This is a genomic window from Pseudomonas sp. GW821-FHT07F05, assembly GCF_059418765.1.
The window spans coordinates 74,599-94,362 of record NZ_JBWKQL010000002.1; the positions used below are offsets into that span (position 1 = coordinate 74,599).

Annotated in this window: 14 protein-coding genes; 8 read left to right on the forward strand and 6 right to left on the reverse strand. The window is 63.2% G+C overall.

Going from position 1 to position 19,764, the window contains the following annotated elements:
- Positions 1–148 precede the first annotated feature (148 nt).
- From AC07RO_RS04575 to mexE, 3 genes are read right to left on the reverse strand one after another with little or no spacing between them, the layout of a single operon-like run.
- Positions 149–1,546, reverse strand: coding sequence for an efflux transporter outer membrane subunit (locus AC07RO_RS04575; RefSeq protein ID WP_495085381.1), 1,398 nt, complete (start codon positions 1,544–1,546; stop codon positions 149–151).
- Positions 1,546–4,737, reverse strand: coding sequence for an efflux RND transporter permease subunit (locus AC07RO_RS04580; protein WP_495085382.1), 3,192 nt, complete (start codon positions 4,735–4,737; stop codon positions 1,546–1,548). The genes AC07RO_RS04575 and AC07RO_RS04580 overlap by 1 nt, the downstream gene beginning before the upstream one ends.
- Before the next feature lie 12 nt (positions 4,738–4,749).
- Positions 4,750–5,991, reverse strand: coding sequence for a multidrug efflux RND transporter periplasmic adaptor subunit MexE (mexE, locus tag AC07RO_RS04585; protein ID WP_346625893.1), 1,242 nt, complete (start codon positions 5,989–5,991; stop codon positions 4,750–4,752).
- Between the two features lie 291 nt (positions 5,992–6,282).
- Here mexE and AC07RO_RS04590 point away from each other — a divergent pair, with 291 nt between their 5' ends.
- Complete coding sequence (locus AC07RO_RS04590) at positions 6,283–6,597, forward strand: helix-turn-helix domain-containing protein (protein WP_133770057.1); 315 nt, start codon at positions 6,283–6,285, stop codon at positions 6,595–6,597.
- Positions 6,590–7,852, forward strand: coding sequence for a type II toxin-antitoxin system HipA family toxin (locus AC07RO_RS04595; protein ID WP_495085383.1), 1,263 nt, complete (start codon positions 6,590–6,592; stop codon positions 7,850–7,852). Before AC07RO_RS04590 ends, AC07RO_RS04595 begins: the two co-directional genes overlap by 8 nt.
- Positions 7,853–8,051: 199 nt before the next feature.
- Here AC07RO_RS04595 and AC07RO_RS04600 read toward each other — a convergent pair whose 3' ends face one another.
- Positions 8,052–8,783, reverse strand: a complete 732-nt coding sequence (locus AC07RO_RS04600) for a class I SAM-dependent methyltransferase (RefSeq protein ID WP_423573785.1) — start codon at positions 8,781–8,783, stop codon at positions 8,052–8,054.
- Positions 8,784–9,108: 325 nt separating this feature from the next.
- On the opposite strand from AC07RO_RS04600, the gene AC07RO_RS04605 reads away from it, so the two are divergent.
- The 6 genes from AC07RO_RS04605 (at position 9,109) to AC07RO_RS04630 (ending at position 17,719) form a co-directional block, all read left to right on the forward strand.
- The gene (locus AC07RO_RS04605; protein ID WP_495085735.1) at positions 9,109–10,509 is read left to right on the forward strand and encodes an LLM class flavin-dependent oxidoreductase; all 1,401 of its coding nucleotides are present in this window, start codon (positions 9,109–9,111) and stop codon (positions 10,507–10,509) included.
- A 665-nt stretch (positions 10,510–11,174) separates the two neighbouring features.
- On the forward strand, positions 11,175–12,860 hold the full coding sequence (locus AC07RO_RS04610; RefSeq protein WP_495085384.1) for an ABC transporter substrate-binding protein: 1,686 nt from the start codon (positions 11,175–11,177) through the stop codon (positions 12,858–12,860).
- A complete protein-coding gene (locus tag AC07RO_RS04615; RefSeq protein WP_244655980.1) occupies positions 12,857–13,894 on the forward strand; it encodes an ABC transporter permease in 1,038 nt (345 codons plus the stop codon). The genes AC07RO_RS04610 and AC07RO_RS04615 overlap by 4 nt, the downstream gene beginning before the upstream one ends.
- The gene (locus AC07RO_RS04620) at positions 13,894–14,757 is read left to right on the forward strand and encodes an ABC transporter permease (RefSeq protein ID WP_192173628.1); all 864 of its coding nucleotides are present in this window, start codon (positions 13,894–13,896) and stop codon (positions 14,755–14,757) included. The genes AC07RO_RS04615 and AC07RO_RS04620 overlap by 1 nt, the downstream gene beginning before the upstream one ends.
- The gene (locus tag AC07RO_RS04625; protein ID WP_495085385.1) at positions 14,754–16,484 is read left to right on the forward strand and encodes a dipeptide ABC transporter ATP-binding protein; all 1,731 of its coding nucleotides are present in this window, start codon (positions 14,754–14,756) and stop codon (positions 16,482–16,484) included. Before AC07RO_RS04620 ends, AC07RO_RS04625 begins: the two co-directional genes overlap by 4 nt.
- Before the next feature lie 26 nt (positions 16,485–16,510).
- Complete coding sequence (locus AC07RO_RS04630; protein ID WP_495085386.1) at positions 16,511–17,719, forward strand: acyl-CoA dehydrogenase family protein; 1,209 nt, start codon at positions 16,511–16,513, stop codon at positions 17,717–17,719.
- Positions 17,720–18,596: 877 nt separating this feature from the next.
- Here AC07RO_RS04630 and AC07RO_RS04635 read toward each other — a convergent pair.
- Positions 18,597–18,998, reverse strand: a complete 402-nt coding sequence (locus tag AC07RO_RS04635; RefSeq protein WP_192173631.1) for an ExbD/TolR family protein — start codon at positions 18,996–18,998, stop codon at positions 18,597–18,599.
- Between the two features lies 1 nt (position 18,999).
- Positions 19,000–19,737, reverse strand: a complete 738-nt coding sequence (locus tag AC07RO_RS04640) for a MotA/TolQ/ExbB proton channel family protein (protein WP_495085387.1) — start codon at positions 19,735–19,737, stop codon at positions 19,000–19,002.
- Positions 19,738–19,764 lie beyond the last annotated feature (27 nt).

The following is a 19,764-nucleotide window of genomic DNA, read 5'->3' on the forward strand; positions in this document are numbered from 1 at the left end:
GATGGATTCGGCCCCTGGGCGCTCGCAGGGGATTTCTTCAGTCCAGAAAAAAGCCCCGAACCTTGTGGGTCCGAGGCTGTTTCAGGGCGGCAGATCAGGGCTACAGAATGGCCGCCGGTTGGGCGATCCCGCTGTTCAACCTGCGACGTCAGGCATTCGGCTGCCAGCCACCGCCAAGGGCTTTGTAGATGGCAACGATGCCGCGGTACAGATCGATTTCAGCCAGGGCCCGGCTGTCTTCGGCGGCCAGACGTTCGCGTTCGGCGTCCAGCAGGACCAGGAAGTCCGCCGTGCCTTCGCGGTACTGGATGTTCGCCAGATTCGCTGCCGAACGGCTGGCTTCACTCTGCCGCACCAGTGACACCAGACGCTGCTGACGCTTGTCGTAGTCGCTGAACGCGTTTTCGGTTTCCTCCAGAGCCAGCAGCACCTGCTGCTCGTAATTGGCCAGCGCGCCTTCGGCATCGGCGTTGGCGCCACGAATCCGCGCCCTCACGCTGCCCAGGTCAAAGGCCGCCCAGGTGATGCTCGGGCCGAGACCCCACGCCTGGGCCGCGCCGGAACCGATCTGCGAACCACGGCTGGCCGTGAAACCCAAGAAACCGCTGAGGCTGACCCGTGGGAACAGGTCGGCGGTCTGCACGCCAATTCGCGCGGTCTGCGCCGCCAGTTGCCGCTCGGCGCTGCGCACGTCCGGACGGTTTTCCAGCAGCTTGGTCGGATCACCGATCGGCAGAGCCTTGGAAATTGCCGGCAGTTTGGCCGGGGCGAGGGTCACGGTCATGGCGTCCGGCCGTTCGCCGAGCAGGGTGGCGATGCGGTTGCGTTCGCGCACCTGCTCCGCCTGAAGCTGCGGAATGGTGGCTTCCACCGCGGCCAGGCGCGCGTCGGAACGGACCACGTCGAGTTCATTGCCCACGCCTTCATCACGCAACTGGGCGGTCACCCGGCGAGAGTCCTGCTGGTTTTTCAGGTTGTCCCGGGCAATGTTCTCGCGCAATTGGGCGCCACGCAGCTGACCGTAAGCGTCGACCAGTTCGGCGATCATCGTTACCTGCAGCTGATAGAGGTTGGCCTCGGCAGCTTGTTGATCAGCGTCACTGGCTTCCAGCTCGCGCTGGATGCGGCCGAACAGGTCCAGCTCCCAGGCCATGTCCAGGCCCAGGTCGTAACGTTCCTGATTGACCCGGTGCTCGGTTTCACCCGGCACCTGAGCGCGGCCGACCTGGCTGCTGGCGCGACTGGTCACGACAGGCATGGCGTCGTTGCTGATGTCGTCCCGGATCGCACGGGACGCTTTCAGACGGGCGAAGGCAACGCGCAACTCGCGGTTACCCTGCAGCGATTCGGCGACCAGTTTGTTCAGGGTCGGGTCGTCGAACTGCTGCCACCAGACGGTCTCTATGTGGCTGCGGTCGTAGGCCCGCTGGGTGGCGGCCTGAATGTTGGCCGCCGCGGTTTCCGGCTTCTTGTAGTCCGGGCCGACGGCGCAGGCCGCCAGCGCCAGCACCAGCAGGCTCGGCAGAAAGAGTTTTGCAGCCTTCATCAATGAGCCTCCGCAGCGTTGTTCTGGATGCGTTGCGCCTTGGCGGCCTTGCGAGCCTCTTTGCGTCCAACGTAGTTACGAATCAGTACATAGAACACCGGCGTCAACAGCAGACCGAAGAAGGTCACGCCGAGCATCCCGGAGAACACCGCCACGCCCATGGCATGACGCATTTCGGCACCGGCGCCGCTGGACAGCACCAGCGGAACCACGCCCATGATGAACGCGAAGGAGGTCATCAGGATCGGCCGCAGACGCAGACGGCAGGCTTCAAGCACAGCCTCCAGCGGGGTCTTGCCCTTGTCCTGCTCATCCTTGGCGAACTCGACGATCAGAATCGCGTTCTTGCACGCCAGGCCCACCAGTACGATCAGGCCGATCTGGGTGAAGATGTTGTTGTCGCTCCCGGCAATGATCACACCGGCAATGGCTGACAGCAGGGTCATCGGTACGATCAGGATCACCGCCAGCGGCAGGCTCCAGCTTTCATACAGCGCAGCCAGTACCAGGAACGCCAGCAGCACGCAGAGCGGGAAGACCAGCAGTGCCGTGTTGCCCGACAGGATCTGTTGGTAGGTCAGGTCGGTCCACTCGTAGGTCATGCCGTTGGGCAGTTCTTCCTTGAGCAGTTTTTCCATCGCCACCTGCGCCTGACCCGAGCTGAAACCCGGACCCGCCGCGCCGTTGATCTCGGCGGTGATGAAGCCGTTGTAGTGCATGACGCGGTCCGGTCCCGAGGTGTTGGTGACTTTCAGCAGCGTCGCCAGCGGGATCATCTCGCCGCGGTTGTTGCGCACTTTCAACTGACCGATCTGTTCAGCGTCCTGACGGAACTGCTGCTCAGCCTGCACGTTGACCTGATAGGTCCGGCCGAAACGATTGAAGTCGTTGGCGTACAGCGAACCGAGGTAAACCTGCAGGGTGTCGAAGATGTCGCTGATCGGCACACCGAGGGTCTTGGCTTTTTCGCGGTCGATGGCGGCATCGACCTGGGGCACGTTCACCGTGTAGCTGGTGAACAGCGCGGCCAGTTCCGGCACGCTGCGGCTCTTGCCGATGATGTTCATCGTCTCTTTGTACAGCTCGTCGTAACCCAGGTTGCCACGGTCTTCGATCTGCAGACGGAAACCGCCGATCGTGCCCAGCCCCTGTACCGGCGGCGGCGGGAAGATCGCCATGTAGGCTTCTTGAATACCCGCGTATTTGCCGTTTAACGCACCGGCGATGGCACCGGCCGACTGGTCGGCTGCCGTGCGATCTTCGAACGGCTTGAGCGTGACGAAGACGATGCCGGAGTTCGGGCTGTTGGTGAAACCGTTGATCGACAGGCCCGGGAAGGCCACAGCGCTTTCAACGCCCGGTTGCTTCAGCGCGATGTCGGACATGCGCTTGATCACGTCTTCGGTACGGTCCAGGCTCGCCGCGTCCGGCAATTGCGCGAAGGCCACCAGGTACTGTTTATCCTGGGCCGGGACGAAACCGGTCGGCGTGGTGGAGAAACCCAGCCAGGTCATGACGATCAGGCCGGCGTACACCACCAGTGCCACACCGCTGACGCGAATCACCCGACCCACCGTGCTCACATAACCGTTACTGGCCTTAACGAAGAACCGGTTGAACGGTCGGAACAGCCAGGCCCCGAACAGTTTGTCGAGGAAGCGCGAGAAGCCATCCTTCGGCGCGTCGTGGGCGCGCAGCAATACGGCAGCCAGGGCAGGCGACAGGGTGAGGGAGTTGAAGGCCGAGATCACCGTCGAGATGGCGATGGTCAACGCAAACTGTTTATAGAATTGCCCGGTCAGTCCGGAGATGAACGCCGCCGGGATGAACACCGCACACAACACCAGCGCCGTGGCGATGATCGGGCCGGTCACTTCTCGCATGGCGATCTGTGTGGCCTCCATCGGTTGGTGGCCGAGCTCGATGTTCCGCTCGACGTTCTCCACCACCACGATGGCGTCGTCCACGACGATACCGATCGCCAGTACCAGCCCGAACAGCGACAGCGCGTTGAGGGAGAAGCCGAACAGGTGCATGACGGCAAAGGTACCGATCAGCGACACCGGCACAGCAGCCAGCGGGATGATCGAAGCGCGCCAGGTCTGCAGGAACAGGATCACCACCAGTACAACGAGGATCAGCGCTTCGAACAGGGTGTGAACCACCGCCTCGATGGAGCCGCGCACGAAGATCGTCGGGTCATAGACGATGCTGTAGTCCATGCCTTCGGGGAAGTTCTTCTTCAGCAGTTCCATCTCGCCGCGCACTTCGTTGGAAATGTCGATGGCGTTGGAGCCAGGGCGCTGGAAGATCGGGATCGCCACCGCCGGCTGGTTGTTCAGCAACGAACGCAATGCGTACTGGCTGGAGCCCAGTTCCACGCGAGCGATGTCTTTGACCCGGGTGATTTCGCCATTGTCGCCGGCGCGAACGATGATGTTCTCGAACTCTTCTTCAGAAACCAGACGGCCTTGGGTGTTGATCGACATCTGGAAGCTGGTGGCGCTCGGGGAGGGCGGTGCGCCCAGTTGACCGGCGGCGACCTGGCGGTTCTGCTCGCGAATGGCGTTGACCACGTCGGTCGCCGTGATGTTGCGCGAAGCGGTTTTGTTCGGATCGAGCCAGACACGCAGCGAGTAGTCGCCCATGCCGAACAGCTGCACGTCGCCGACACCGTTCAGGCGCGCCAGCTCATCCTTGATGTTGAGGACTGCGTAGTTGGACAGGTACAGCATGTCGTAGCGCTGATCCGGCGAGGTCAAGTGGACCACCATCGTCAGATCAGGCGACGCCTTGTCCACGGTGATACCGATGCGCGTCACTTCTTCCGGCAGCTTCGGCTCGGTCCGGGTGACCCGGTTCTGCACCTGCACTTGCGCGGTGTCGAGGTTGGTCCCCAGCGCAAAGGTGATGGTCAGGGTCAGCTTGCCGTCGGCCGTGGCCTGGGAGGACATGTAGAGCATGTTCTCGACGCCGGTGATCGCCTGTTCCAGTGGCGCGGCGACGGTTTCGCCGATCACTTTCGGGTTGGCACCGGGGAAGTTGGCGCGCACGACAACGGTCGGCGGCACGACTTCGGGGTATTCGCTGATCGGCAGCTGGAACAGCGAGATCGCGCCGGCGATCAGGATCAGCAGCGAGAGCACCGCCGCGAAGATCGGTCGCGTGATAAAGAACTTGGAGAAATTCATCGTGTGTGTCCCTTAACCGCGTGGCGTGGCGGAAGCAGCCACCTTGGCGTCCAGCTTCGGCTGGGCCTTGGGCTGGTTGCTGGCTTCGAGCGCCTGGCGTTGTTGTTGCAGTGCGGTGAGTGTTTCGGCGCTGGCCATCGGCGTGTCTTGCGGGTCAACCGGCGACCCCGGACGCACGCGCTGCAGACCGGTGACGACGATGCGGTCGTCTTTGCCCAGGCCGCTGCGCACGATGCGCAAGCCCTCAAGCTTCGGCCCCAGCTCGACGCTGCGGTAGATCGCCTTGTTGTCCTTGTCGACCACCAGCACGAATTTCTTGCCCAGGTCGGTGCCGACCGCTTCGTCCTTGATCAGCATGGCCGAGTAGGTGCCGCTGCCGACGAGCTTCAGGCGTGCGTACAGGCCCGGGGTGTATTCGCCCTTGCTGTTGTCGAACACGGCGCGGCCACGGATGGTCCCGGTGCGCGGATTGACCTGGTTATCGACGAAGTTCATCTGACCCAGGTGCGGGTTTTCCGCCTCGTTGGACAGGCCCATGTACACCGGCGTGGTCGCGCCGCGTTTGCCGTCGCGGGCCAGCTGGTTGTACTTGAGGAACACGCGCTCGTCGGCGTCGAAGTAGGCGTAGACCTTGTCGGTCGACACCAGGCTGGTGAGGATGGTCTGGTCGGCGGTGACGATGTTGCCGGCGGTGATTTCGGCGCGGCTGACCCGGCCGGTGATCGGCGCAGTGACGCGGGTGAAGCTCAGGTTCAGGCGCGCCAGATCAAGCTGTGCCTGGATGGCGGCAACGGCAGCTTTGGATTCCTGGGCGGTGGTGGTGCGCGAATCGGCGAGTTCGGCGGAGATCGCATTGTTGGTGCGCAGGCGTTCGCCACGCTGGGCTTCATTGGTGCTGCGCTGGGCAGCGGCCTTGGACTGCTGCAGTTGCGCTTCCAGACGATGCACTTCCGCTTCGAACGGGCGCGGGTCGATCTGGAACAGCAGGTCGCCTTTTTTGACCAGCTCGCCGTCAGTGAAAGCCACCGAATCGATCTGGCCTGAAACACGCGGGCGCACCTGAACGGTTTCCGGCGATTCGAGGCGGGCGGTGACTTCGTCCCACTCGTTGACCGGTTGCTCGATCACCTTGGCCACGTTGACTTTCGCCGCCGCCGGCGCAACGGTCGCTTCAGGCGTCCGGCCGCACGCGCTGATGACCACAAGGGTCAACGCGGCGAGGGGATAGCGCAAAGGAGTTAAAGACTGAAGCATGGGAGAATCCGCCGATGTTATTGAGATGGGCGGATGATGTTCTCGGGGGTGTTATTGCACGAATCGAATGACGCGAAGGTAACTATCAGTCGTAATGATGTTCGGCGTGATAAAAGGTCTGCAATCGATTCGTCGCACCGTCCTGATGCGCTTTAATATAAATCCATTATCTTGGGTCTTATGTGCGTTAAACGAAGATAAGCCCCATTAAAATGGATTTATGTAGGTTGAGCTTGAGGGTGGTCTGACTCATACTTGCTCGCGTCACAGGCACACAGGCCACTCACGCTCATGTTGGATTTAAGCTTCAGCAAGCCCGGTGAAATCGTCGATCGCCTCTGCGCCCGGTTACGCGCCGAGCGCCTTGCGCTGCAGATGACCCAGGCCGACGTCGCCAGCCGCGCCGGCGTAGGCGTCAATACCGTTTCAAATCTCGAAGCCGGGCGCAATGTCAGCTTCGAAAATCTGGTGCGCGTGGCCATGGTCCTCGGCCGAACCAAGGAGCTGGAAGGGCTGTTCATGCCCAGGCTCGACAGCCTGGATGACATTCGCCGCTACGAGGCCGCTGCCGAGCGCCAACGTATAAGGAAGTCGGGCGATGCTTGAGCAGGTCGATGTGTATTACAACGGCTGGGACGAGCGCTGGCTGTGGGGCACATTAGTGTCGACCACGGCCATCGCCGGGCGTCCGCAGATTGTTTTCGAGTACAGCGACGAGGCCCGCTCCAGGGGCCTGGAACTGTCGGGTTACACGCTGCCGCTGGAGGGTCCGCGCCTGCGCCGTGGCTTCGCCGCCCACCAACTCGGTCTGCCGGGGCCGGTCTATGACGCGTTGCCGGATGGTTGGGGGATGCTGCTGATGGACCGCTTGTTCAGGCGTCGTCAGCTCAATGCGGCGCGCATCGGACCGCTGGAGCGGCTGGCCTACATCGGGAATACGGCCATGGGTGCAATGTCGTTCGAGCCTGTCGCGCCCGAGGGACTGGAGCCCCAGGCCCATGTGCCTATCGAGTTGCTGGCCGCCGAGATTCAGGAAGTGGTCCAGGGTGACGGCGGAGAATTCCTGCACACGCTGATGCGGGTCGGCGGCTCGCCCCAGGGGGCGCGCCCCAAGGCGCTGGTCTACCGCGATCCCGAAACAGGCGCCTTCACCACCGCCGCGACACCGGGTTTCGAAGCCTGGCTGATCAAGTTTCCGGCCAAAGGCGAACACGCCGAGGTCTGCGCTATCGAGATGGTCTATGCCCAGTGCCTGCGTCTGTGTGGCATCAAGACGCCTGACACTCAGCATTTCATCTTGCCCGATGGCCTGGCGGCGTTCGCCAGCCGACGCTTCGACCGGATCCAGGGCAAGCGAGTGCCGATGCAAAGCCTCGCCGCGTTCACTGGCGCGGACTACACCTCGCCCGGGTCGCTGGACTACGTCAACTTCCTGCGCGCGACGCAACTCTGCACCAACGACGTCCGCGAGAAAGCCATCGCCTTCGAACGTGCGGTGTTCAATGTCGCGCTCAACAACCGCGACGATCATCCGAAGAACTTTGCCTACCTCATGTCGGCGTCCGGCAGCTGGACATTGGCGCCGGCCTACGACGTGACCTTTTGCGAGGGGCCGGGGGGATATCACCAGATGGACGTGCTGGGTGAGGCGCTGTCGATTGATCGAAAGGTGATGCTCCGGCTCGCCGAAGAGGCCGAGGTGTCAGCGGAGAAAGCGGGCGGGATGATTGACGGGATTTGTGATGTGGCGACTCAGTTCGCCGCGATCGCCGAACAGACCAGCCCGGGGCTTATCACGCCGGACACCCTGGCGATGCTTCAGGCACGGATTGATGAAAACGTCGCGTTATTGCGCGGATAAATAGTCCACTCGACATCAGCTGTCCGGTGTGAAGTCTGACGCTTTCCCGGCTGAAGCCGTTCCTGCCGGGACACGCGGTGCTTTTAGTGGGACCGGCTTCAGCCGGGAAGAGGCCGGCATGAACACCCTCACGTTTGCAGCGTGACCAGTGAATTCCCGGCATAAGTCGGTCCTGCCAGGTAGCCCCTTTAAAAGCCGATCACGAGCGCGTGGCCGCCACAATCAGCATCATCGGCCGGTGAATTTCGTCAGCCAGGGCGGGGCGGTCGATGAGGTCCTGGGCCGAAGGTCCCCATTCGTTGACATGGTTGAGGGTAAATCCGCTGGCGATGAGCAGATTGAGCAGCGTGCCCATTGTGCGGTGTTGTTTGATGACCCCGGGACTCAGCCAGTCGGTGCTTCGCGGGCCTTCCGCCTGGTAATGATCCACCGGCCAGACTTTGCGGCCCTGGGAGTCGACGACCCACTGCGGCTGCAAGGACGCCATGAACACCGGGTGCTCGATGGAAAACACCAGACGGCCACCGGGGATCAATGCGTCATGGATGCTGCGCAGCAACGCACCCAGGTCAACGATGTAATGAAACGCCAGCGAGCTGAACGCCAGGCTGAAACGCGCCAATGGGAGCTGCACATGCTCCAGGTCTTCCCGCCGGTAACTGATGCGTTCATGGTGGCCTGCTTCAATGGCCCGCTGCAGCATCATTTCCGAGAGGTCCAGTCCGAGCACGCTGCGTGCACCGTGCTCGGCTGCCCAACGCGAAAACCAGCCGTAGCCGCAGCCCAGATCCAGCACGTCGTGGCCTTGCAGATCAGGGAGCAGCGCGCGTAATGCCGGCCATTCCGGCGCGCCGGCCAAGCCGTCGATGGAGCGAGACAGCTGGCTGTAGCCCTCAAAGAAATCCGGGTTGTCGTAGATGTTCTGCGCCATATTTTTCTCACCTGTCCATTGCCCACATTCAACACGCCGGCAGCCGTCGACGCCATCCCCCTGATACACCGTCACGTCCGGCCGATTTTTCCACTCTAGCCGGGAACGACTATTCAACAGCGGTTAAACAGTCTGTGGCTGGGCAGACAGACTCGCATGTCCGGCGCCGTTATGGCCCGGTATTAAATGACCTTTTTCCAAGGCCTCACCCGCAGATCAGCCGTGGCATGTTCGCTGCATTGCACACAGGGAACACGCGGTATCAAAGGTCCGCAAAACGAGGCAAGCGCCGGATGAGCAGCGTATGAATAAAGGAGTCAGCGCAGTGCCCAAGCAACTGCATGTCAATCTGTTCGAAATGAACTGCGTCAGCCACATCGTCCACGGTTTATGGGTGCACCCGGACAACAACCGGCACCGCTTCAATGATCTGGACTACTGGACGGAGCTCGCCCAGTTGCTGGAATACGGCACCTTCGACGGGGTGTTTCTGGCGGACGTGATCGGCACGTACGATGCGTTTCGTGACGGTCCGGAAACGGCGTTGCGCGAAGCCATGCAGATCCCCAGCAACGACCCGCTGCTGGTGATTCCGGCCATGGCCGCCGTGACCAAAAACCTCGGATTCGGTGCGACGTTTTCCACCACCTACGAGCCGCCATTCGCCTTCGCCCGGCGCATGAGCACCCTCGACCATCTGACCAAGGGGCGGGTGGGCTGGAACATCGTCACCTCCTACCTGCCCAATGCCGCGCGCAACTTCGGCCACGACACGGAAGTGGTTCACGACCACCGCTACGAGATCGCCGACGAGTACCTGGACGTGCTGTACAAACTCTGGGAGGGCTCCTGGGACGACGACTCGGTGATCCAGGACCGTGAGCGGCGGATCTACACCGACCCGAGCAAAGTGCGCTACATCGATCACGTCGGGGAGCATTTCAAAGTCGCCGGCCCGCATCTCTGTCAGCCGTCGCGACAGCGCACACCGGTGCTGTACCAGGCCACCGGTTCGCCAGCAGGCATGGAGTTCGCCGGGCGGCATGCTGAAGTGGTGTTCACCGGCGGCATGGACACGGCGGCGGTGCGCGGGAATATCGAGGCCATGCGCCAAAAAGCCCTTGCTCACGAGCGTGATCCCGCCGGCCTGAAATTCATCGTCATGGCCGGCGTAATCGTGGGCCGCACCGATGCGGAGGTCAGCCAGAAGCTCGACGACTACCGCAAATTAATGAGCGTCGAGGCGTCACTGGCCCATGCACAAATGGCAGTGGACCTCACCGCGTACCCGCGCGACACGCTGATCAGCGAGCTGATCGAACGCGAGGTCAAAGGCTGGCAAAGCCTATCCCGCTTCAAACCCCACCTGCGGGTGGGTGACGTACTCGGTCAGCTGGAAGGTTTCAACCGCGAACGCTTCTTTGTGGCTGGCACACCGACGGTGGTCGCTGACGAAATCGAAAAATGGCTCGACGTCGATGGCATCGACGGCATCAACTTGCGCCAGTACCTGTCCTTTGAAACGGCCCGCGACTTCATCGAACTGGTCATCCCGGAATTGCGCCGCCGGGGTCGTTTCCGTGAGTCCTACACCGAAGGCGAAACCCTGCGCGAACGCCTCTTCGGCGCGGGGCAGTCACGCCTGCCCAACGACCACTTCGGCGCCCACTACCGCGACCCGGCCGCATTGAGTCACCCGGCGAAGCCGTTGCGGTTTCCGGGGTGACCGTTCCATGCGCGACCCGAGTGAATCGGATACCGCATTCGCGAGCAAGCTCGCTCCCACAAAAGCAGCGCTGCGTCCCGAAAAATACCGGCGCCTGAACTGGCCTCTTCCTGGCTAAAGCCAGTCCTACAAAAGCACGCGTACAGTCAGTGGGACCGGCTTCAGCCGGGAAGCCGTTGATCTGCTCTTGATCTTGATCTTGATCTTCAAACACAAAAGGTCCAGACACCGCCAATCGCGACTTGGGTGCAGGCTGAACGCAGGTTTCGCGGAGTGGGCCGAGCGGCATGGATGCCGCGAGAGCCGCCCCCCGCCATGGATGGCGGATGGCGGCGGGCCAACGGAGCGGGACCGGAGTGAAGGAACCCTGAGGAACGAAGGGCCCAACCAGGAGCAAGCACCCTTGGTTACTTGGGGATGGTGCGACTTTCGACTTTTCCAAGTAACTCGCCGAAGGCGAAACGGTCTGCCCCCAGGCAGACGCTTTTGATCTTGATCTCGCGGCGCAGCCAAAAAAAGAGCCGAGCTGTTGCCCCACCAACACCCGCCACACAAATTGCCCCGCCAGCAACCCGAAACCCGCCTGACACACCGCATTTACCGCTGGAAAAACCCGGCATGCCTTGTGCAATGACCCTGATCCCGGACCAAAGGCATCAGGACCCATGCGAGAACGCGCCCCCACATTGCGACTGCCCGACCCTCGGCCCCGGTCGTGGACCCAACCCACCGCCATCCTCGGCGTGGCCACCCTCTGCAGCCTCATGCTCGGCTGCGGACAAAGCACCTCCACCGTCACCCGCAGCGAACAACCCGTCAAAGGCGGCACACTCGTCTATGCCACCGACCGCGAACCGACCTGCCTCGACCCCCACGTCGCCGGCGACATGCCCCAAGTGTTCATCGGCCAACAGTACCTCGACTCACTCGTCTCCATGGACGCCGAAGGCCGCATCGGCCCCTGGCTTGCGAAAAGCTGGGAAATCTCCGACGACGGCCTGACCTACACCTTCCACCTGCGCAACGACGTGCACTTTACCGACGGCACCCCGTTCAACGCAGCCGCGGTCAAAGCCAACCTCGACCACATGGCCAATCCCAAAACCCAGTCCAGTACAGCGGGCGGCTACATTCGCCAATACCGCAGCACCGACGTGATCGACGCCGACACCGCCGTCGTCCACCTCGCGACGCCCTATGCCGCCTTCCTCGAAGTGCTCGCACAGGGCTTCCTCGGCATCGAATCCCCGACGGCCCTTCAGCGCCCCCGTGACACCAACTGCGAAAGCCCGGTCGGCAGCGGCCCCTTCAAAATCGTTCGCTGGGACCGCCAGAGCCAGGTCGAACTGGTGCGCAACCCCGACTACAACTGGGCGCCGCCCACCGCCAAACATCAGGGCCCGGCCTGGCTGGACCGCGTGGTCTGGAAATTCATCCAGGAGCCCTCGGTGCGCTTCGCCTCGCTGCAGGCCGGTGAAGTTGACGTCATCGAGGCGCTGCCCCCGGAATCCCATGAAGCGGCCCGACGCAATCCCGACCTGCAACTGATCATCGCCCAGCGCCCCGGCAACCCCACCAACGGCACGCTGAACATCACCCGCGCGCCGTTCAACGACCTCAAGGTGCGCGAAGCGTTCGTGCGCAGCGCCGACATCGATGGCGCCCTGAAAAGTGTGTACTTCAATGAGTTTCCTCGCGCAGGCGGACCCTTGAGCCCGGCCACCCGCTTCTCCAGCCCGGACTTCCAGCACGCCCAGGATTACGACCCTGCCAAGGCTGCACAACTGCTCGATCAGGCCGGCTGGACCCAACGGGACAGCGATGGCTATCGGACGAAGGAGGGCAAGCGCCTGCAAGTTCATGTGGTCATGGGCAACCGCACGCCACCCTCCGAATACACCCTATGGGAACAGGTCCAGGCGACCACGCGGCAAGCCGGCTTCGAGCTTATCATCGACCAGATGAGCGACGTGCAGGCGACCAAGCGCCAGGCCGATTGGGACTACGACATTCGCCTCGGCTACTGGAACACCAACACCGCCGACGTACTGCGCATCATCTTCGGCAGCGAGTTCATTCGTCCCGCAGGGGTGGGTGGCTACCACCAGAACACCGCCGGCTTCAGCGACCCGGCGTTCGACTCGCTGGTGCAGCAGGCCCTCGCCACCCAGGACGCCGAGCAGCGGCGGGCGCTGTATTACAAGGCGCAACAGATTGCCTCCCGCCAATACCTGCAACTGACCACGTACCCGCAGAGCACTCGACTGGGCATCTACAAAACCACCCAGGGCGTGCGGCTGGAAACCTCGCTGGCGGTGACTTACCTCTATGACGCATGGGTGAACAAATGACCAATACAGCGTCGAGCAACGGGCTGACCAACGCGCTGGACAACAACCCTGAGGCCGCCCCTCAGACGCCGTCCGCGAACCCGCGTCGCGAGCGATTGCAGCGGCTGGGCAAGCGCGCGTTGTGGCGCCTGGCGGGCGGGATTCTGGTGCTGTGGGCGGTCGCGACATTGACCTTCTTCGCCTTGCGCCTGATGCCCGGCGATCCGGTGCTGGCGATCCTCGGTGGACCGAGTGGCAACCCGACCGCCGAAACCATCGCCGAGGCCACCCGCGAATACGGCCTGGATAAACCGCTGGCCGTGCAATACGCGCTGTACCTCGGGCGGCTGGTGCAAGGTGATCTGGGGATGTCCTATTCCCAGCATCTGCCGGTGACCCGCGTGCTCGCCGAGCAATCCTGGCCGACGCTGGAACTGACCTTCACCTCCCTGGCGCTGGCGTGGCTGCTGGTGCTGGCGTTAACGGTGCTCACCGCCGGGCGCCGCCGCTGGGTTAGCACCCTCGCGTCGCTGGCAGAAACGGTATCCGCCGCGCTGCCGCATTTCTGGCTGGGGATTCTGCTGCTGGCCGTGTTCGCGTTTGGCTTGCGGCTGTTTCCGCCGGCGGGCAGTGACGGCTGGCGGACACTGGTGCTGCCGTCTTTCGCATTGGCGATTCCGCTGGCCGGTTTCATCGCCCAGGTCACCCGCGAATCCCTGGACCTGACCCTTGAACAACCCTTCGTGTTGACCGCCAGAACCCGCGGGCTGAGCGACTTCAACGTGCGCTTCAAACACGCGCTGCGTCATGCCGTGCTGCCGGGCATCTCGCTGTCAGGCTGGGCCATCGGCGCGCTGATCAGCGGCGCCGTGGTGATCGAGGTGATCTTCTCCCGCAAGGGCCTCGGACGTCAGTTGTACCAGGCCGTGCAAGCCCAGGACCTGCCGCTGACCATCGGCATCAGCCTGGTGGTGGCCGCCGGTTATGTGCTGGCCAACATTCTGGTCGACCTGCTTTACCAATGGGTCGACCCTCGCCAACAGGAGAACCCGTGATGAGCGACCTGATTCTCGACACGCCGCTGCCCGCGATCCGGGTCCAGCGCACGCCGCGCACCTGGCGAATCGGCCCGTCGCTGGCCCTGGCCTTTTTGCTGCTGGTCATCCTCGCCGCCCTGGCGCCACAGTGGTTCGCCCACAGCGATCCGCTGGCGATCGTGCCGCGCGATGCGTTTCATCCACCGGGCTGGGCGCACTGGTTCGGCACCGACCAATCGGGGCGGGACATTTTTTCCCGAGTGATCTACGGCACGCGCCAGTCGCTGTTCATCGGCCTGGCAGCGACCGCCATTGCCATTAGCATCGCCATCGTTCTCGGCCTGCTCGGCGGATTGGGTGGCGCACGGGTCGACCGCGCCGTGGGCTGGGTGCTTGAAATGCTGTTTGCCTTTCCCAGTCTGATTCTGGCGCTGCTGTTCGTGGCGATTTTTGGCAGCGGCATCGGCCCGCTCATCGTTGCCACCGGTCTGGGCGGCGCCCCCGGTTATGCGCGCATGGTCCGCGGCCAGGTGCTGGCGGTGCGCAATGCCGGCTACATCGAATCGGCGAAGGCCCTCGGCCATCCACCACTGCGCATCATCACCCGGCAACTATTGCCCAACGCCATGCGGCCGCTGATCGTGACCCTGACCATGGGCGTCGGTCAGGCCATCGTCTGGGCGTCGGCGCTGAGCTTCCTCGGCCTCGGCGCGCGTCCACCGGCGCCGGAATGGGGAACCATGTTGTCGATGGGCCGCGACTTTATCGCCAACGCGTGGTGGCTGACGTTTTTCCCCGGCTTGTTCATCGTCCTCACCACGCTGTCGACCACGGTCGCCGGTCGTTACCTGCAACAACGTCTGGAGGGCCGACTGTCATGAGCGAGCCGAAACGTTTGATCGTCGAAGGCCTGTCCATGGAATTCGCCGGGCAGTCGGTGGTGCGTGATCTGTCGTTCACCCTGGAACCGGGCAAGACTCTCGCGCTGGTCGGCGAATCCGGCTCGGGCAAGAGCGTGACGGCGCGCAGCCTGTTCGGCCTGGCGGGCGAGGGCGCGCGGGTCACGGCGCGCCGGCTGAGTTATGCCGGACGTGATCTGCTGGCGCTGTCGGAGCGCGGATGGCGTGACTTGCGCGGCCGGGAAATCGGTTTCGTGCTGCAGGATGCGCTGGTGTCCCTGGACCCGTTGCGCCCGGTGGGCAAGGAGATTCTCGAAGTGCTGCAGACCCATGGCTGGGGCGATCGCGTCAGCCGGGGCGAGCGGGTTATCGAATTGCTGGAGACCGTCGGCGTGCCCGAGCCACGGCTGCGCGCACGGCAGCGGCCTGACCAGCTTTCCGGAGGATTACGTCAGCGCGCGCTGATTGCCAGTGCCTTGGCGATGAATCCCGGACTGGTGATTGCCGACGAGCCGACCACCGCGCTGGACGCCACGGTGCAGGCGCAGATCCTCGACGTCCTGCAACATATCCGCCAACGCGGCGACTCGCTGTTGATCATCAGCCATGACCTGGCCGTGGTTGCGCAACTGGCCGATGAGGTGCTGGTGCTGCGCCACGGCGAAGTGGTCGAGCAGGGGCCGATGGAGCAAGTGCTGCGCAACCCGCGTCATGCCTACACCCGCTCATTGCTGGATGCCGTGCCCGCCGAACATGCGCGCGGGACGCGGCTTTCATCGGCGCAGGGTGGGTCGGGGCAGGGTGCGTCAGCGCTGCAGGCTCGGGCGGGGGTGGATTCTCCGGTGTTGCTCAAGGCTACCGGGCTGGGCAAGCGCTACGTCGGCCCCGATCAACAGGTGCGGCAGGTCGTCGATGGCGTCAGCTTCGAGCTGCGTGCGGGCCGCACCCTAGGCATCGTCGGCGAGTCCGGTTCCGGCAAGACCACTGTGGCGCGCATTGTGCTGGGCCTGTTGGAGCCCGATGCCGGCGCGGTGCAGTTTCTCAATGTGCCGTGGACGGGGGCGGGCAGCGGGCGCGTCGAGGAGAAAACCCGGCGCCTGCATCGGCGCGACATCAGCGTGATTTATCAAGACCCCCTCAGCTCGTTCGACCCGCGCTGGAGCGTCGGCCAGATTCTCGCCGACGCCCTGGATGTGGCCGGCATGCCGTTCGAGCAACAGCGCGCGCGGATTGCCCAGCTGCTTCATGAAGTTCGTCTTCCGGTTGAGCTGTCGAGCCGTCGGCCGTTGCAGTTGTCCGGCGGACAGCGTCAGCGCGTGGCCATCGCCCGGGCCATCGCCAGCAACCCGAAAGTGATCATCTGCGACGAGCCTGTCTCGGCGCTGGACGTGTCCGTCCAGGCCCAGGTGCTCGATCTGCTGGCGGATCTTCAGGCGTCGCTGGGCCTGGCGTATCTATTCATTTCCCATGATCTGGGGGTGATTCGCCACGTCAGCGATGAAGTGCTGGTCATGCGTCAGGGCCAGGTGGTGGAGCGCGCGCCGGTCGAGACGCTCTTCGACAGCCCCCGACACGAATACACCCGACGCCTGCTGGGTGCGGTTCCGCGTCTGCCCGGTACCGGCGCCACACTGGTGGTGCCGCCGCTGGAACCGGAAAGCGCGGTGCTGCTGTTTGATGAATCCCGGCTGTGGAAAATCGCCATTTAGGTTCGAATTCAGAACAAGGATCTGCCATGAGTACGTTGTCTGCTGTACCCAAACCTGCGGTCGTCACCGTCGCAGAACTCAACGCGCGACTGGACCGCCTGCTGCCGGACATCGCCGCATGGGCGGCCCGGCGCGAACGTGATCGGCAATTGCCCTATGAGGCCGTCGCGCAGATTGCCAAGGCTGGTGTGTTCACTGCGCGCATTCCCGTGCGCTTCGGTGGCGCCGGGGCGACGGTCAGGGAAGTCATCGCGCTGCTGATCCGCATCGCGTCCGCTGATTCCAACGTGGCCCAGGCGTTGCGCCCCGGATTCGGCTTCGTCGAAGGCCTGCTGGCCTCCCGGGCTGAAGACGCCGAGGCTGAGCGCGAGCGCTGGTTTGCCCGCTACCTGCAGGGCGCGGTGGTGGGCAATGCCGGCTGGGAAGTGGGCGGCGTCAACGGCGCGATCAGCGCGCGTATCGTCCGCGATGGCGACGATTACCGGGCGAGCGGCAGCAAGTATTACAGCACCGGTTCGCTGTACGCCGACTGGGTCAGCGCGGTGGCGCTGGATGAGAACGATCAGCCGGTGTCATTCATCCTGCCTCGCGACCGTCAGGGCCTGGAGTTGGTCGATGACTTCGACGCCATGGGCCAACGCCTGACGGCCAGTGGCACCACGCATTTGCACGATGTGCAGGTCAAGGCGGAGGAGATTCGCACCCGCACGGTGGAGGAGGGCAAACGCACCATCGTTACGCCGTTTCTGCAGGTGTTCCTGGCGGCGGTCAACGCCGGCATCGCGCGCAATGCCTTGAACGACGCGGTGAGTTTCGCCCGGGACCACGCACGGCCGATCAAGCACAGCACGGCAACGCGCTCGGTGGATGATCCTTACGTCGAGCTGAGCGTCGGCGACATTGCGGCCCGCGCCTTTACGGCGGAAGCGGTGGTATTGCACGCCGCCGCCTCGATCGACCGGGCGTGGGCCGCCGAGCTGGACGCGGTGGCGGTGGATCAAGCCGCCGTTGATGTGGCTCAGGCGCAGTACATGGCTGCCGAGTCAGCCTTGAAAGCTGCAGAGCTGGTGTTCGATGTAGGCGGTGCTTCGACGACGGGGCGGGCGCACAATCTGGATCGTCACTGGCGCAACGCGCGCACGGTGTCCAATCACAATCCGCGGCAGTGGAAGGCGGCGGCGGTGGGGGCCTGGCAGCTCAAGGGGACACCGCCGCCGACGTCCGGGTTGTTTTAAAGGCGGTAAACGCGAGATCAAGATCAAGATCCAGATCTTTAAGATCAAGAGCGTCTGCCTGGGGGCAGACTGTTTCGCCTTCGGCGAGTTACTTTATAAAGCCCCAAGTAACCAAGGGCTTGTGCTCCTGGTTGGGCCCTTCCTTCGTCAGGGTTCCTTCACTCCGGTCTCGCTCCGTGGGCCCGCGCCGAACGGACATCCATGTCCTGACGGCGCTCTCGCCGCATCCATGCGGCTCGGCCCACGGAGCGAGACCTGCGTTCAGCCTGCACCCAAGTCGCGATTCGTGTCGTCTGGACTTTTTGTGGAGGAAGATCAAAAGCAACGGCAACGGCAACGGCTGAAGCCGGTCCTACGGTCGGAGCCAATCCCACTGGATGCATGCGCTGCTGCTAGTGGGACCGGCTTTAGCCGGGAAGAGGCCAGCTCAGGCGCCAACAATTTTGCTGATCTCACACCCATCCTGTGGGAGCGAGCTTGCTCGCGAATGCTTTATCTCAAACACCAGATATGTGTTGGATGTACCGACCCCTTCGTGAGCAAGCTCACTCCCACAAGTCCTTGGCGCTTGACCCGCCCTTGATCTGCCTTTGATCTTCATACGCACAAAGCCCAGACGACGCCAATCGCGACTTTGGTGCAGGCCGAACGCAGACGACGCGGAGTGGGCCGAGCGGCATGGATGCCGCGAGAGCGCCGTCAGGACATGGATGTCCGTTCGGCGCGGGCCCACGGAGCGTCGTCGGAGTGAGGGAACCCGACGAAGTCGGGCCAAACCGAGAGCAGGCACTTTCGGTTACTTTTAGTGCTTTTTAAAAGTAACTCGCCGAAGGCGAAACGTCTGCCCCCAGGCAGACGCTCTTGATCTTCTAAACAGTCATTTAGCCGTAATCACCGAAAGCTTGGTGATCCCGGCCTTCTCGATCGAGGCCATTGCCCGCGCCACTTCGCCGTAATTCACGCCGTTGTCGGCCTGCAACTGCACGCGCACGTCGGCGTTCTTGTCCTTGGCCGCCCTGAGGTTGCTTTCCAGCAGATCCGCCTGAATCTCGTCCTTGTTGATGAACAGCTTGCCCTTGTCGTCGATGCTCACCACCAGCGGGTCCTTTTGCTCCACCGGCGCCACCGCTTCGGTTTTCGGCAGGTTGATCGGGATGGAATTGGTCAACAGCGGCGCCGTCACGATGAATACCACCAACAGCACCAGCATCACGTCCACCAGCGGCGTGACGTTGATTTCGCTCAGCACTTCGTCATTGTCTTGTGTGGAAAAAGCCATCTCAGGACGCCTCCTTCACTTTCTGGCCGGCAGCCGTTGTGCCAGCCGCGGCGCCCGATTTGTTCAGCACCGGATGCAGCAACACGCGGAACGAATGCTTCTGCGCCAGGCTGTAGAAGTCGTGGGCAAAGTCGTCCAGGTCAGCGGCGGTCAGCTTCAGGCGACGCAGGTAATAGTTGTAAACCAGCACCGCCGGTACGGCGACGGCGATACCGACGCCGGTGGCCACCAGTGCGGCGCCAATCGGACCGGCCACGGTTTCAAGGCTGGCCGACCCTGCCGCACTGATGCCTTTGAGCGCTGACATGATCCCCCACACCGTCCCAAACAGGCCGATGAAAGGCGATGTGCTGCCGATACTGGCGAGGATGGCCAGGCCGGTTTCAAGCGACCGCCGCTCGCGCACGATTTGCTGACGCAGGGCGCGTTCGAGTCGATCCTGATGGTTGATCGCCTGGCTCAAATCAGCGGCGTAGCCACCTTCCGGCACTTGAATCGCCGCGTAACCGGCCAGGGCGACGCGGGCGGCGGCACCCGGCCGGGTCTGCGCGAGCTCAGCGGCCGAGTCCAGGCTCGAGGCTGCCCAGAATTGCTTGTGGAATTTCCGGTCCTGCGCCTTGAGGCGAGCAAACTGCAGGCCCTTGAGCAGGGCTAGGCTCCAGGTGGCGACGGAGAAGAGGATCAGCACCCAGATGACGGCGTGTTCAATGGAATCGAAAGGTGAGGCGATAAGGTTCATGTGCGGCTCCAACAAGGCAAATAAGCA